At 73.7% G+C, this 14,037-nt stretch carries 13 protein-coding genes; 7 read left to right on the forward strand and 6 right to left on the reverse strand.

The features are described 5' to 3' along the window. Complete coding sequence (locus tag AW16_RS0103255; protein WP_051681623.1) at positions 1-3,126, forward strand: hypothetical protein; 3,126 nt, start codon at positions 1-3, stop codon at positions 3,124-3,126. Between the two features lie 92 nt (positions 3,127-3,218). On the opposite strand, the gene AW16_RS0103260 is transcribed toward AW16_RS0103255, so the two are convergent. After that, positions 3,219-3,968: an alpha/beta hydrolase gene (locus AW16_RS0103260; RefSeq protein WP_029288176.1), complete on the reverse strand. Its 750-nt coding sequence runs from the start codon at positions 3,966-3,968 to the stop codon at positions 3,219-3,221. 58 nt (positions 3,969-4,026) lie between these two features. Next, the gene (locus AW16_RS0103265; protein ID WP_029288177.1) at positions 4,027-4,722 is read right to left on the reverse strand and encodes a sirohydrochlorin chelatase; all 696 of its coding nucleotides are present in this window, start codon (positions 4,720-4,722) and stop codon (positions 4,027-4,029) included. 131 nt (positions 4,723-4,853) lie between these two features. Here AW16_RS0103265 and AW16_RS0103270 point away from each other — a divergent pair, with 131 nt between their 5' ends. The 5 genes from AW16_RS0103270 (at position 4,854) to AW16_RS0103290 (ending at position 9,770) form a co-directional block, all read left to right on the forward strand. Next, positions 4,854-5,387 (forward strand): DUF1697 domain-containing protein, encoded by a 534-nt coding sequence (locus tag AW16_RS0103270; protein WP_029288179.1) that lies wholly within the window; start codon positions 4,854-4,856, stop codon positions 5,385-5,387. Positions 5,388-5,468: 81 nt separating this feature from the next. Continuing rightward, positions 5,469-6,485: an ABC transporter ATP-binding protein gene (locus AW16_RS0103275; protein ID WP_034648066.1), complete on the forward strand. Its 1,017-nt coding sequence runs from the start codon at positions 5,469-5,471 to the stop codon at positions 6,483-6,485. Further along, positions 6,482-7,684 carry an ABC transporter permease gene (locus AW16_RS0103280; protein WP_029288183.1) on the forward strand — a complete coding sequence of 401 codons (1,203 nt, stop codon included), beginning with the start codon at positions 6,482-6,484 and terminating at the stop codon, positions 7,682-7,684. The genes AW16_RS0103275 and AW16_RS0103280 overlap by 4 nt, the downstream gene beginning before the upstream one ends. Positions 7,685-7,783: 99 nt before the next feature. Next, positions 7,784-8,230 (forward strand): HIT family protein, encoded by a 447-nt coding sequence (locus AW16_RS0103285; protein ID WP_029288185.1) that lies wholly within the window; start codon positions 7,784-7,786, stop codon positions 8,228-8,230. Between the two features lie 10 nt (positions 8,231-8,240). Further along, a complete protein-coding gene (locus tag AW16_RS0103290; RefSeq protein WP_029288187.1) occupies positions 8,241-9,770 on the forward strand; it encodes a molybdopterin-dependent oxidoreductase in 1,530 nt (509 codons plus the stop codon). 17 nt (positions 9,771-9,787) lie between these two features. Here the strand turns inward: AW16_RS0103290 and AW16_RS0103295 are convergent, their stop codons facing one another. From AW16_RS0103295 to AW16_RS0103310, 4 genes are read right to left on the reverse strand one after another with little or no spacing between them, the layout of a single operon-like run. Continuing rightward, positions 9,788-10,897: an ABC transporter ATP-binding protein gene (locus AW16_RS0103295; RefSeq protein WP_231495936.1), complete on the reverse strand. Its 1,110-nt coding sequence runs from the start codon at positions 10,895-10,897 to the stop codon at positions 9,788-9,790. 17 nt (positions 10,898-10,914) lie between these two features. Next, positions 10,915-11,733: an ABC transporter permease gene (locus AW16_RS0103300; RefSeq protein ID WP_029288190.1), complete on the reverse strand. Its 819-nt coding sequence runs from the start codon at positions 11,731-11,733 to the stop codon at positions 10,915-10,917. 13 nt (positions 11,734-11,746) lie between these two features. After that, positions 11,747-12,583: a molybdate ABC transporter substrate-binding protein gene (gene modA / locus AW16_RS0103305; RefSeq protein ID WP_029288192.1), complete on the reverse strand. Its 837-nt coding sequence runs from the start codon at positions 12,581-12,583 to the stop codon at positions 11,747-11,749. Next, on the reverse strand, positions 12,580-12,987 hold the full coding sequence (locus AW16_RS0103310) for a molybdopterin-binding protein (RefSeq protein WP_029288193.1): 408 nt from the start codon (positions 12,985-12,987) through the stop codon (positions 12,580-12,582). Before AW16_RS0103310 ends, modA begins: the two co-directional genes overlap by 4 nt. A gap of 182 nt (positions 12,988-13,169) precedes the next feature. Here AW16_RS0103310 and ppk2 point away from each other — a divergent pair, with 182 nt between their 5' ends. Continuing rightward, complete coding sequence (gene ppk2, locus AW16_RS0103315) at positions 13,170-14,009, forward strand: polyphosphate kinase 2 (RefSeq protein WP_029288195.1); 840 nt, start codon at positions 13,170-13,172, stop codon at positions 14,007-14,009. Positions 14,010-14,037 lie beyond the last annotated feature (28 nt).

Below are 14,037 nucleotides of genomic sequence, written 5' to 3' on the forward strand. Positions count from 1 at the left end.
GTGCGACGCCCGATCCTCATCACCACCGCAGCCCTGACGGCGCTGCCGCTCATCGTGTGCACCGGCGCGGCGCCGGCGCTCGCCGCCTCGTCATCCGGCGACGTCGCGGTCTCCAACACCGAGACGATCCAGGCGCACCTCGACGCGACCGGCCACCTGCGCGACGCGCGCATCTACGACCAGCTCGCGCTCACCGGCCACGGCACGGCGACGATCTCCAACCCCGTCTCGACCGACGGCCTGCGCAACCTCGACGGCTTCGGCGGTACCAAGGTCGTCGACGGTGCGGCCGTCTCGACCGTGAGCGTCGACGGCGAGCGCCGCCTGCGGACCGTGAGCAACTACGACAAGAAGCTGCCGCTGCAGGTCGAGGTCACGTACACGCTCGACGGCAAGGCCGTGCACCCGGGAGACGTCGTCGGACGCTCGGGCACGCTGCAGGTGCACTACAAGGTCACCAACACGACCGGCCGGCAGCAGCAGGTCACGTACGCCGACGGCAAGGGCGGCCAGACGACGAGCACCGAGACCACGGTGGTCCCGATGATCGGCCAGCTCGTGACCGTGCTGCCCTCGTCCTTCACCGACGTCTCGTCGGACGAGGCCGGCGTGGCGGGCGACGGCCGCGGTGGCACGCAGCTCACGTTCCAGATGACGCTGTTCCCGCCGATCGGCGCCGCCACCGCGGAGTTCGGCTACAGCGCGAAGATCTCGCACGGAGTGGTGCCGCCCGCGACGCTCTCGTCGATGCCGGTCTCCCCGATCGACTACCCGTCGTTCAAGGGCGGGTCCGCCAGCTACAAGGCAGGTGCGCAGAGCGGTGTCGACCTCACGGCCGGTGCCGTGCAGATCGACGAGAACCTGCTCAAGCTGCACGACGGTGCGGCCCAGCTGCTCGACGGGATCCTGCAGCTGAACGACGGTGCGGCCCAGCTCTCGCAGGGCCTCAACGACCAGGCGGCACCCGGCGCCAAGGACCTCGCGGCCGGCCTGGACCAGCTCGCGCCCGGCGCGTCACAGCTCTCGGCAGGCCTCGGCGGCAAGCTCGCCCCCGGTCTCGACACGCTGTCCGCTGCGCTCGGTGACAAGCTCGCGCCCGGCGCCGCGTCGCTGTCGAAGGCGCTCAACGAGCAGATCACGCCGGGTGCGGGGCAGCTCTCGGACGCGCTGACCGACCTCATCGAGCCGGGCTCGTACGACCTCGCGTCGGCCCTCAACGACCTGCTCGCCCCCGGGGCCAAGCAGCTCTCGGACGGGCTCAACGACGCGGACCCGACGAAGGGCGCCGCGGCCGGGGCCGCCGCGCTCTCGGCGGCGCTCGGCACGCAGCTCGCACCGGGCGCCAAGCAGCTCTCCGACGGGCTCAACGACCCCAAGGCCGGTGCGGCCGCGGGCGCGGCCCAGCTCTCGGGCGCGCTCGGCACGCAGCTCGCACCCGGCGCGAAGGCGCTCTCGGACGGGCTCAACGACCCGAAGGCCGGCGCGGCCGCAGGAGCGAAGGCCGTCGCGGACGGGGCGAAGTCGCTGTCCGACGGGCTCTCGCAGGCCGGCGGCGCCGTCCCGACGCTCGTCGGAGGCCTCACACAGCTCTCGGACGGCCTCACCAACCTGGACGCGGGGCTCAAGCAGCTCAGCACGACCGTGGGCGGCGTGCCCGCGCAGATCAAGCCGCTCGGTGACGCGCTGGCCACGATGCGCGGCGGGATCGGCACCGCCGAGACCAAGGACACGCTGCTCTACCTCACCGACCAGCTGCAGAAGAGCATCGCCGGAGCCGCGACGGGCGCCAGCCAGATCGGCGGCGGCGTCTCCGGATCGGCCGACACGATCGACGCGCAGGTCACGGCGATCAGCGACGTCGCGGCCTCGTTGCCCGCGGGCGACGAGAAGGACGCCCTCCAGGCCGCGGTCGCCAAGCTCCAGGGTGCCTCCGGCGCGCTCAAGACGCTCGGCACCAAGGCGACCGGCATGGGCACGAGCCTCGCCGGGGCGGACGGCTACTTCACCCAGCTCGCGACGGGGCTCTCCGGCATCGCCGCCGGCCTCGACCAGTCCTCGACGCAGCTCGGCGGCGCCGTGACCAAGCTCGTCGGCGACATCCAGGCCGCGATCGGCACCGACAGCTCCGACACGACGACCACGCTGCGGGGCGGCACGCACCTCCTGCAGGGCGGGCTCGGCCAGATCTCGACGGGCGTCACCGGCAAGGACGGGCTGGTCGCCGGGCTCACGGCCCTCAGCACCGGCGCGAAGGACCTCAGCACGGGCTCGGCGAAGCTCTCGGCAGGGATCGACCAGGCCGCGGCCGGGTCGAAGAGCCTGTCCGACGGCGCCCAGCAGGCCGCCGACGGCTCGGCAGCCCTGTCCGCGGGCATCGACAAGGCCGCGGCCGGGTCGAAGGCGCTGTCGGACGGCGCGCAGCAGGCCGCCGACGGCTCCGCGGCCCTCTCCGCGGGCATCGACAAGGCCGCGGCCGGGTCGAAGGCGCTCTCCGACGGTGCGCAGCAGGCCGCCGACGGCTCGGCCGACCTCTACGGCGGCATCGCCCAGGTCACCGACGGCACGGTCTCGCTGCACGACGGACTCGTGCAGGCGGCCGGCGGCTCGAAGAAGATCGCGGTCGGCGTCTCGCAGGCGTCCGACGGTGCGTCGCAGCTGTCCGACGGGGCGGGCGACGCCGCCGACGGGGCCGCGAAGCTCTCCGCCGGGGCCAAGGCCGCCTCGGCCGGTGCGCACCAGCTCTCGGACGGCATCTCCGACGCCGCCGACGGGTCGACGAAGCTGTCCGACGGCCTGAGCACCGCGGCCGACAGCGCACCGCAGCTCGTGGACGGCGCGCAGCAGCTGTCCGACGAGGGCACGAAGAAGGTCGTCGAGTCCGGTGAGGAGACCGCCGCGTCGTACGGAGCGGGATACGCGGTGCTGCAGGCCGGCGCCGAGCGTGCGGCGACCGAGGGCATGGCGTACGGCGCCCCCGAGGGCGCACAGGGCGCGACCGCGTACTCGATCGAGATCGCCGGCGCCGACGGCGAGGGCGCGAGCTCGGTCGGGCGCCTGATCCTGGCGCTCGTGCTCTTCGTGGGCGGTGCGGGCATCGCGTCCGTGGTGCGGCGGCGGCTCGGCTGACCGTGCGGGTCTCCACGGAGCCCTGACGACGAAGGGGTGCGTGCCTGCGGGCTCGCACCCCTTCGTCGTGCTCGCTCGTCGTGCGCCTGGGGTCAGCCCTGGCCGCCGAACGAGCGCGTCAGCTCGTCGTCGATCGCGAACGTCACGTGCTCCGCGTGGCCGGGGTCCGCGAGCATCGCGACGCCGTGCGCGGCGAGCGGGATCTCGAGGAACGACGGGCCGTCGTCGGGGCGGGCCACCTGGTAGGACTCGTCGCGCGGGACGTCGGTGTCGTCACGGCTGGCGAGCACCAGGAGCGGTCCCGTGTACGTGACGGCGGCCGACCGGGCGCTGAGCCCGTCGAACGTGGCAGGCGGGCTGAGCACGACGACACCCTTCGCGTCGAGCTCGTCGGCCATCGCGACGGCGTACGTGCCGCCCTTCGACGCGCCGACGAGCGCGAGCTCGGTGGCGCCTGCGGTCCGCAGCGACTGCGCGGCGGCCCGCATCGACGCCTTCCCGGCGTCGGGACCGTCGTCGGCCCACGTGAACGTCGCGACACGGTAGCCCTCGTCGGCCAGGTGCCCGATCTCGTCGCCCCACTGGCACCAGTCGCCATGGTTCTGCGGCGCCAGGACCACGCCCTTGGTGCCACCGCCGACGACCGCGACCGGTGTGCTGTACCCGTCGACGTCGACGTCGACCGCCTGCGCGCCCTTCGGCAGGCACGACGGGGCCTTGGCCGCGGCCATGCTGCTGCTGGTGGGCTGCGGCGCCTGGTCGGCGCACCCGGCGAGGCCGGTCGCGACGAGGGCCAGGGCTCCGACGAGCACGGCGGACGAGCGGTTCACGACGATGTGCACGCCTGATTCCTACGGCGCGCGGTGGCCGTCCACAAGTACCCGTCCACCTACCGACCTGTCAGTGGATCTGCCTGTGGACCTGTCGGCGGGCCTCGTCGAACCGGTCGAGGACGATGTGCGCGAGCCGCGGGTCCGGCGCGAGCGGCGCCGCCACGACGTCGGCACCCGCCTCCCGGACGCGGTCGTGGAAGTAGCCCGGTGCGAGCAGGTAGGACGCGACGACCACTCGCGCCGCCCCGTCGCGTGCCGTCGCGACCGCCTGCGGAACGCGCGGCTCGGCACCCGCGCCGTAGCCGATCGTCACCGGGTTCCCGATCGCGTCGGCGAGGCCCGCGGCGACCGCCTCGACCGCGACCGCCGCGGCCGGGTCGGTCGAGCCGGCGGCGGCGAGCACGACGGCGTCGTCGTCGGCCAGACCGACCTGGTGCAACCGGTCGACCAGGATCTCGACGAGCCGCTGGTCCGGTCCGAGGGGCGCCGCGGCGGTCGCACCGTCCCGGTCCACCGCCGCCGCGACGTCGACCCGGACGTGGAAGCCCACCGACAGGAGCAGCGGCACGACGACCGCCTGGGATCCCTCCTCGAGCACGCCGGTGACGACGTCGGCGACCTCGGGACCCTGCACGTCCACGAACGCCTCGCGGACGTCGAGGTCGGGGCGGGCTGCCCGGACGTCGTCGAGGATGGTGCGGATCGCGGCGCGTCCGACGAGGTCGTCGGTGCCGTGGGACGTGCCGACGAGGGCGACGGTCATGTGATCTCCCGATGAGGTGGCGATGCCGTGCGGTTCCGAGGGGCGCAGGTCCGAGGGGTGCCATTGTGGCGGGCGGACGGCGCCCGCACACGGGACGCCCACGGCGGCGGCACCCGGCGTACCGTCGGCGCATGGCCGTCGTCATCGCCCTCCTGCGCGCCGTCAACGTGTCCGGCCGGAAGGTCACCGCGGCGGGGATGCGGGCGGTCGCCGAGGGGCTCGGTTACGAGCAGGTCGCGAGTTACGTCAACAGCGGCAACCTGGTGCTCGTCACCGACGACGACGCACGAACGGTGGAGCGCCGGCTCTCGAGCGCGCTGAGCGCCGACGTGGGGTTCGACGTGCCCGTCGTCGCTCGGACGCTGGCCGAGTGGGAGTCGATCGTCGAGCGGCTGCCTTTCCCCCGGCACGCGGACTCCGACCCCGCGCACGTCGTGCTGCATGCCTGGGACGGACCCGTCGGCGGGACCGAGCTCGACACCACGCGCTACGGCCGCGAGGAGCTCGTCTGGGACGGGCACGAGACCTACGGCTGGTACCCCGACGGCATCGGGACGTCGAAGCTCACGGCCGCCGTGCTCACCCGCGCCAGCGGGCGCAGCGGCACCGCACGCAACTGGCGCACCGTCCTCGCGCTCGCCGAGCTCGCCCGGGAACGCGCCTGAGCGAGCGCCGTCGGTGCCCTTCGGCGGGCCGCTGCGAGGAATGGACGCGACCGTGTCGGACCCCTTTGGTTGAATCGTCGGGTGCCCACACTCGAGATCGACTCCCTCGACAAGTCGTACGGCCCCACCCGAGCGCTGCGTGGCATGTCGTTCGACGTGCGTGCCGGCGAGATCTTCGGGTTCGTGGGCTCCAACGGCGCCGGCAAGTCGACGACCATGCGCATCGTGCTCGGCGTCCTCGAGGCCGACGGCGGCGAGGTCCGCTGGGACGGCTCCCCGATCGACGCGGACACCCGCCGCCGCATCGGCTACATGCCCGAGGAGCGAGGCCTCTACCCGCGGATGAAGGTCGCGGACCAGCTCGTCTACCTCGCCCGCCTGCACGGCCTGTCGGCGTCCGACGCGCGCGCCTCGATGGAGCGCTGGACGCACACGCTGGGGATCGCCGAGCGCCGCGGTGACGAGGTGCTCAAGCTGTCGCTCGGCAACCAGCAGCGCGTGCAGCTCGCGGCGGCCCTGGTGCACGAGCCCGACATCCTGGTGCTCGACGAGCCGTTCTCCGGGCTCGACCCGGTGGCGGTCGACGTCATGAGCGGGGTGCTGCGCGAGGCTGCCGACGCCGGGCGCCCCGTGGTCTTCTCGTCGCACCAGCTCGAGCTCGTGGAACGCATCAGCGACCGCGTGGGGATCGTCAAGGCGGGCAGCATGGTCGCGGTCGGTGGCATCGACCTGCGCCGCACCGAGCACCGGCGGTGGTCGGTGGTCGGTCCGCCCGACGACGCGTGGGTGGGCGCCGTGCCCGGTGTGCGGGTCGCGACGCCTGTGTCCACGGCTACGTCCGCTCCGACGTCCACCCCGACGTCCATCCCGACGTCCACGGCCAGCGGGAGGCCCGCGCCCGTCGTGGTCGACGAGCTGCCGGGAGCCGCGCCCGACGTCGACCAGGCCCTGCTGCGCGCCGCCCTCGCCACCGGCCCCGTGCACGAGTTCTCGCTCGTCCGGCCCTCGCTCGCCGAGCTGTACCGCGACGTCGTCGCGTCGGACGACCCCGTGCAGGTCGACGACGCCGTGCAGGCAGACAAGGAGGCCCACGCATGAGCGCGCGCGCACTTCCCGCCGGGCAGGCCATCCGGCTCGTCGCCGGACGTGAGATCAGCACGCGGGTGAGGTCCAAGGGGTTCCTGTGGGTCACCGCGGCGTTCGTGGCGGTCATCGTGCTGGGCGGGCTCGTGCTCAAGCTCACGAGCTCGACGAGCAGCCCGTCGACGGTCGGCCTCACCGGCTCGGCCGCGGGCAGCGGTGCCCAGGTCGTCGCGGCCGCGAAGGCCGTCGGCGTCGACGTCACCACCAAGGACGTCGCCGACGAGGCGACCGGACGCGAGCAGCTCGAGCACGGCGACCTGGACGCGCTCGTGACCTCGACCGACCCCAGGCTCACGGTCGTCGTCCACTCCAAGGTCGACGACGACGTCAGCGCGGTCTTCGGCTCGCTCGCGCAGCAGCTCGAGCTGTCGAGAGCGATCACCGAGCTCGGCGGCGACCCCTCCGCGGTCGCGCAGCAGGTCGCCACGGCGAGCCCGGACATCGTGGTGATCTCGCCCGAGCCGAAGCGCGACGGCGGCCAGATCGTCGCCGGCATCGCGGTCGGGATCCTGCTGTTCATCTCGCTCATGAACGCCGGCCAGCTCGTGGCGCAGGGAGTCGTCGAGGAGAAGACCAGCCGTGTCGTCGAGCTCCTCCTCGCGACGCTGCGACCGTGGCAGCTCATGGCGGGCAAGGTGCTCGGGATCGGTGCGGTCGGGCTGCTGCAGCTCGTCGTCGTGGTCGGCGCAGCCGCGATCACCGCGCTGAGCATCGGTGTGCTCGACACGTCGTCCCTCGACATCGGTGCCGTCGCCGTGTGGGCGCTGGTGTGGTTCGTGCTCGGGTTCCTGACGTTCTCCCTGCTGCTCGCGGGCCTCGCCTCGCTGGTGTCCCGGCAGGAGGACATCGGCTCGGTGACCGGGCCTGTCATCACGGCGATGGTGGTGCCCTACGTCGTCGGGATCAGCATCGCGCCGTACGCGCCCGACAACCCCGTCGTGCGCGTGCTGTCGATCGTGCCGTTCGCGTCCCCGTTCGTCATGCCGATCCGGCAGGCCCTCGGCGCGGCCGAGCCGTGGGAGGTGGCGCTCTCGCTCGGCCTCGCGGTCGCGGTCATCCCGCTCCTCGTGTGGCTCGCGGGCCGGATCTACTCGAACGCCGTCATGCGCGTCGGAGGGCGCGTCAAGCTCTCGGACGCGCTGTCGCGGTCCTGACCACCACCGATCTCGCCGCTCGGCGGGGCGGGAACCCGCCTCGGACGGCGTCGCCGGGGACCAGGCTGCGGCCCGTCCGTCGCGGTCTAGGTTGAGTCCATGACGACCCTGTTCACGCGCATCATCGACGGCGAGATCCCCGGACGGTTCGTCTGGGCCGACGACACCGCCGTGGCGTTCACGACGATCGCGCCGATCACCTCCGGGCACACGCTCGTCGTGCCGCGCGCGGAGATCGACCAGCTGACCGATGCGCCCGACGACGTGCTCACGCACGTCACCCTCGTGGCCCGCACGATCGGACGCGCGCTCAAGTCCGCCTGGGACGCCCCGCGCGCCGCCCTTCTCGTCGCCGGCTTCGAGATCCCGCACCTGCACCTGCACGTCCTCGCGGCATGGGACGAGGCGAGCCTGACGTTCGCGAACGCGCGCACCGACGTCCCCGGCGCCGAGCTCGACGCCGCCGCCGAGAGGTTGCGCACGGAGCTCCGCGCCGCGGGGCACGGCGCGCACGTCCCGCGGGAGCTGACGTCGCCGGACCTGTGAGGGAGATGCGATGACGGCTCGACGCGTGCGCGCCGCGGCCGCGGGACTGGTCGCGGGCCTCGTCACGGTCGGCGTGGGCTCGGTCGTCGCGCTGTTCACCGGGGCGGGGTCCTCGCCGCTCGTCGCGGTCGGCGGGGCGTTCGTCGACGCGACCCCGGCGTGGCTCAAGGAGTTCGCCACCTCGACCTTCGGGACCGACGACAAGCTGGTGCTGCAGCTCGGCGAGGTCGCCGTCCTCGCGGGGCTCGCGGCACTCGCGGGGTTGCTCGCCGCGTGGCGCTGGGGTGCGGGGGCGACCCTCGTCGTCGCGCTCGCCGCCGTCGGGGGCCTCGCGGCCATGTCGCGACCCGACGCCGGGACGCTCGCGGCGGTTCCCAGCGTCGCCGGCGGTGTCGCCGGGCTGGTCGCGCTCCGGCTCCTCGTCGACCGGCTCCCGGGCGCGTCCCACGGTCCCGACGCGCGCGGCCCGGCGCTCGAGCGGCGCCGCTTCCTGCAGGCTGCGACCGTGGCCGCGGCGGCCGGCCTCGTGCTGCTCGTCGTCGGCCGGACCGTCGGCGCGGGAGCCCGCGCCGTGCGCACGGCACGCGACGCGCTGCGCCTCCCGCAGCCCTCCACGTCCGCGGCACCGGTCCCGGCCGGTGTGCAGGTGCAGGCGGCGGGCATGGAGCCGTGGGCGACGCCGCCCGCCGACTTCTACCGCATCGACACGGCGCTCGTCGTCCCGCAGGTGGACCCGGCGACGTGGTCGCTGCGTGTCCACGGCCTGGTCGACCACGAGGTCACCCTGACCTGGGACCAGCTGCTCGCCGAGGACCTCGTCGAGGCGTGGGTGACGCTCGCGTGCGTGTCCAACCCGGTAGGCGGCGACCTCGTGGGCAACCAGCGGTGGCTCGGCCTCCCGATCCGGACGTTGCTCGAGCGCGCCGGCCCGCACCGGGACGCCGACATGGTCCTGTCGCGCAGCGCCGACGGCTTCACGGCGTCCACCCCGCTGGACGTGCTGTCCGACGGCCGCGACGCGCTCCTCGCGATCGGCATGGACGGCGCACCGCTCCCGCTCGAGCACGGGTTCCCGGTGCGGATGGTCGTGCCCGGCCTGTACGGGTACGTCTCGGCGACCAAGTGGGTCGTCGACCTCGAGGTGACCCGGTTCGCCGACGCGAGCGCGTACTGGACCGACCGGGGCTGGTCGCCCCGAGGGCCGGTGAAGACCCAGTCGCGGATCTCCGTGCCGCGCGGCGGGGCCGACGTCCCCGCCGGCGACGTCGTCGTGGCCGGCACGGCGTGGGCGCAGCACCGCGGCGTGACGCGCGTGCAGGTGCGCGTCGACGACGGCGCGTGGGCCGACGCCACGCTCGCCGACTCCGGAGGGATCGACTCGTGGCGCCAGTGGAGGTGGACCTGGCCGGCCGCGAGCGCGGGCAAGCACCAGCTGTTCGTGCGGGCGTTCGACCCCGACGGGCCGCAGTCCGGCGCGCGGGTGGACGTGATCCCCGACGGCGCCGAGGGCTACGACACGGTCGACGTCCACGTGCACTGAGGCGTGCAGGCGACCGTTCAGTCCGAGCGACGGACCCGTGCGTCCTGCGGTCTCAGGCGGAGTCGCACCCGGTCGCCGACGAGCGGGCGAAGCACGGCCGCGCGCCCGGCGTCGAGATCGACGAGCACGTCCCCCGACGTCCGCAGCCGCGCGCCGCCCACGCCCGCCTCGACGTCCACGACATGGGCGAGCCAGGTGTGGTCGACGTCGTCGAGCGGCACGACCTCGACCGCCGCGGGCGGGAAGGTGAGCCGCACCCGGGCACCGGTCTCGACGTCCGCGGTGAGCGGGATCCGGGGCCCGTCGTCGACGACGAGCGTCCCGCCCGAGCCGGGTGGTCGCTCGAACGTCCCCACGACGAGGTTGGTGCCGGCGAGGGCCGCCGTGAACGCGTGCCGGGGGTCGGTGAGCACGTCGCGCGGCACCCCCTGCTCGACGACGGCACCGTCGTGCAGCACGACGACCCGGTCCCCCATGGTCAGGACGTCGACGACGTCGTGCGTCACGACGACCGCCGCCGTCCCGGTGGCGAGCACCTGCGCCCGCACGAGCTCGCGCACGGCCGAAGCGGTCCGGACGTCGACCTGGGCGAACGGCTCGTCGAGCAGCAGCACGTCCGGTTCCGCCGCGAGCGCGCGCGCGAGCGCGACCCGCTGCCGCTGCCCGCCGGACAGCTCGTGCGGACGGCGGCTCCCGAACCCGGTGAGCCCGACGCGTGCCAGCCACTCGTCGGCCGCGGCACGTGCCCGCGCGGCGTGCACCCCTGCAGCTCGAGGACCGAACGCCACGTTCTCCCTGACGTCGAGGTGCGGGAACACGAGCGGGTCCTGGCCGAGGAACCCGATGCGCCGCTGCGCGGGCGGGACCAGGACCCGGTCGCCGGTGAGGACCCGGTCGCCCACGCGCACGGTGCCCTCGTCCGGGCGCACGAGTCCCGCGACGGCGTGCAGCAGGGTCGACTTGCCCGCGCCGTTGGCGCCGACGACGACCACGATCTCCCCCGGGACGGCGCGTACCGTCGCGTCGAGCGTGAACCCGGCGCGTCGCACGACGACGCGGGCGTCGAGCGTCCGCCGCGCCACCTCGTCCGTGAGGTCCGGTCCCCGCCCGGACGGCGGTCCCTGCACCGCCCGTCCGCCGGGAGTCACGCGGCACGCCCCGGGCGCCAGGCGCGTGCGACGAGCAGCACGGCCGCCGCGGTCGCCACCAGGAGGAGCGACAGCGCGACGGCGGATCCCTGCGTGACGCCGGCGCCGTTGAAGGCCGAGTAGATCGCGAGCGGCATCGTCTGCGTGACGCCCGGGGTGTTGCCCGCGAACAGCGCGGTCGCGCCGAACTCTCCGAGCGCCCGGGCGAAGCACAGCACCGTGGCCGCGGTCAGCCCGGGGGCGACGATGGGCAGCGTGATGCGGCGCAGGACCGTCCACCGCCCGGCACCGAGGGTCGCGGCCACGGTCTCGTAGCGGTGCCCCGAGGTGCGCAGCGCACCCTCGACGCCGAGCACGAGGAACGGCATCGCGACGAACACCTGGGCGATCACGACCGCGGCGGTCGTGAACGGCAGCCGGATCCCGAACCAGGCGTCGAGAGACGCACCGACGAGCCCGCGGCGACCCAGCAGGTACAGCAGCGCGATGCCGCCGACGGTGGGAGGCAGCACGAGCGGCAGCGTGACCAGCGCGCGCAGCACGTCGGCGCCTCGCCCGCGGGCCCGCGCGAGCAGCACGGCGAGCGGCACGCCCAGCACCAGGCAGATCGCGGTCGCGGACAGGGACGTCGTCAACGAGAGCGTGAGCGCGCGGATCGCCGCGGGCGAGCTCACGTCCTGCGGGAGCGATGACCAGTCGGCGCGCACGACGAGCGCGACGACCGGCAGCACGAGCAGCCCGACCGCCAGCGCCGCAGGCAGCACGAGCAGCCGGGGCGCGCCCACGCCCCGGCTCGCTCCTGGGTCCGCGGTCATCCGCGTGGGGTCGTCACGGGGTGGTGAAGCCCTTGTCCGTGAGCACCTTCTGCCCCTCGTCGGACAGGACGAGGTCGACGAAAGCCTGCGCGGCCGCCTGCTCGTGCCCGTCGGCGCGCGCCTCGTCGGACAGGACGGCGATCGGGTACTTGTTGACGACGGTGGCCGCCTCGGCGAAGTCCACGCCCTCGACGTCGTCACCCGCGCGCAGCACGTCGGTGCGGTAGACGAGGCCCGCATCGGCCTCGCCCGCGGTGACCTTGGTCAGCACCGCTGTGACGTTCTGCTCCTCGCTCGCGGGGGTGAGGTCCACGTCCGCGGCGGCGAGCACCTGCTGGGAGGCGGACCCGCACGGGACCTCGGGAGCGCAGAGCACGACGATGCCGCCGTCGTCGGCCACCTTCGCCAGGTCGGCGAGCGACGTGATGTGCTTCGGGTTCCCCGGTGCGACGACGATCTGCAGGGTGTTCGTCGTGAAGATCGTCGGGGCGGCCGCCGTGAGGCCGGCGTCGACGACGGGCTTCATGTTCTTCTCGTCGGCCGAGGCGAACACGTCCGCGTTGCCGCCCTGGACGATCTGGGTCGCCAACGTCGACGACCCGTCGTAGGTGACGGGGTTGACGTGGACGCCCGGGTTGTCGGCGGCGAAGGTGGTGACGAGCTCGTCGAACGCCGGCTGCAACGACGCCGCCGCGAAGACCGTGAGGTCGCCGGTGAGCGCGTCGCCGGTGGCCGTGGGCGCCTGCGACGGCCCGGTCGACGCGTCGTCGGACGACGAGCAGGCGGCCAGTGCGAGCACCGCCGCGAGCGCGAGGGCTGCGGACGCGCGCGTCCTGGTCGTTCGGGTCATCGGGATCCTCCTGTTGTCTCGACGACGACGGTCGTCGCCTTCACCACGGCCACGGCACGCGACCCCACCTCCAGGCCCAGCTCGCGCACGGCCTCGCTCGACATGAGCGAGACCACGCGGAACGGGCCGCACTGCAGCTCGACCTGCGCCATCACCGTGTCGGTCGTGATGGCGGTGACGAGGCCGACGAACCGGTTGCGGGCGGACGTGCGGCCCGCGTCGGGGTCGTCGGGTGTGCGGGCTCGTTCGACCGCCAGCGCTGCCAGGTCCGGTCCGTCGACGACCGTGCGGCCGCCCTCGTCCGCGGTGCGCGCGGCGAGCGTGCCCGCGTCGATCCAGCGCCGCACGGTGTCGTCGCTCACGCCGAGCAGCGTGGCCGCCTCGTTGATCCGGAAGTGCGTCACGATCGGGAGCCTAGTACCGCAGATGCGGCGTGAAGGTTTCGCTCACTGCGCTTCTGCGTTTCTGTCCGCGCACGGGGACGGGGTCGACGCCGTGCGATCTCTCGCCCTGCGCGCTGCCGTCCGAGGCGGTCGCCAGCGCCCGCCGGGCACGTCGATGGCTCGCCAGGAGTAGGTTCCCCGTCATGGCGAAGAAGTCGCGCGGCAAGCACGGCAAGATCCCCAACGACGTCTACGAGGCGGAGCTCTTCCGGCTGCAGACCGAGCTGGTCAAGCTCCAGGAGTGGACCAAGGCCACCGGTGCGCGGATCGTCGTGATCTTCGAAGGTCGGGACGCGGCGGGCAAGGGCGGCACCATCAAGCGGCTCACCGAGTACCTGAGCCCCCGCACAGCACGGATCACGGCGCTGCCTGCGCCGACCGAGCGCGAGCGCTCCCAGTGGTACTACCAGCGCTACGTCGCGCACCTGCCGGCGGCAGGCGAGATCGTCATCTTCGACCGCTCCTGGTACAACCGCGCCGGGGTCGAGCGCGTCATGGGCTTCTGCACGCCGCAGGAGTACAGCCAGTTCATGCGGCAGACGCCGATCTTCGAGCAGATGCTCGTCGAGGACGGCATCCTGCTGCGCAAGTACTGGTTCTCGGTGTCGGACTCCGAACAGCTCAAGCGGTTCCGCTCGCGCCTCAGGGACCCGCTGCGGCAGTGGAAGCTGTCATCGATGGACCTCGAGTCGATCTCGCGCTGGGAGGACTACTCACGCGCCAAGGACGAGATGCTGGTGCACACGGACGTGCCCGCCGCGCCCTGGTACCTCGTCGAGTCCGACGTCAAGAAGCACGCCCGCCTGAACATGCTCGCGCACCTGCTCTCGACGATCCCGTACGAGGACGTGCCGCACGAGAAGATCGAGCTGCCCGAACGTCCGGCCGCGTCGAGCGGGTACGAGCGGCCGCCACGCGAGCTGTCGACCTGGGTCCCGGACCACGTCGCCGCCCTGCGGGGCGACCCGGAGAAGGACCTGTAGCGCACGTTGCACGCCGGGGCGCCACCTG

The sequence above is a fragment of the Cellulomonas sp. HZM genome (assembly GCF_000708885.1).
In the GTDB taxonomy this organism is placed as follows: domain Bacteria; phylum Actinomycetota; class Actinomycetes; order Actinomycetales; family Cellulomonadaceae; genus Cellulomonas.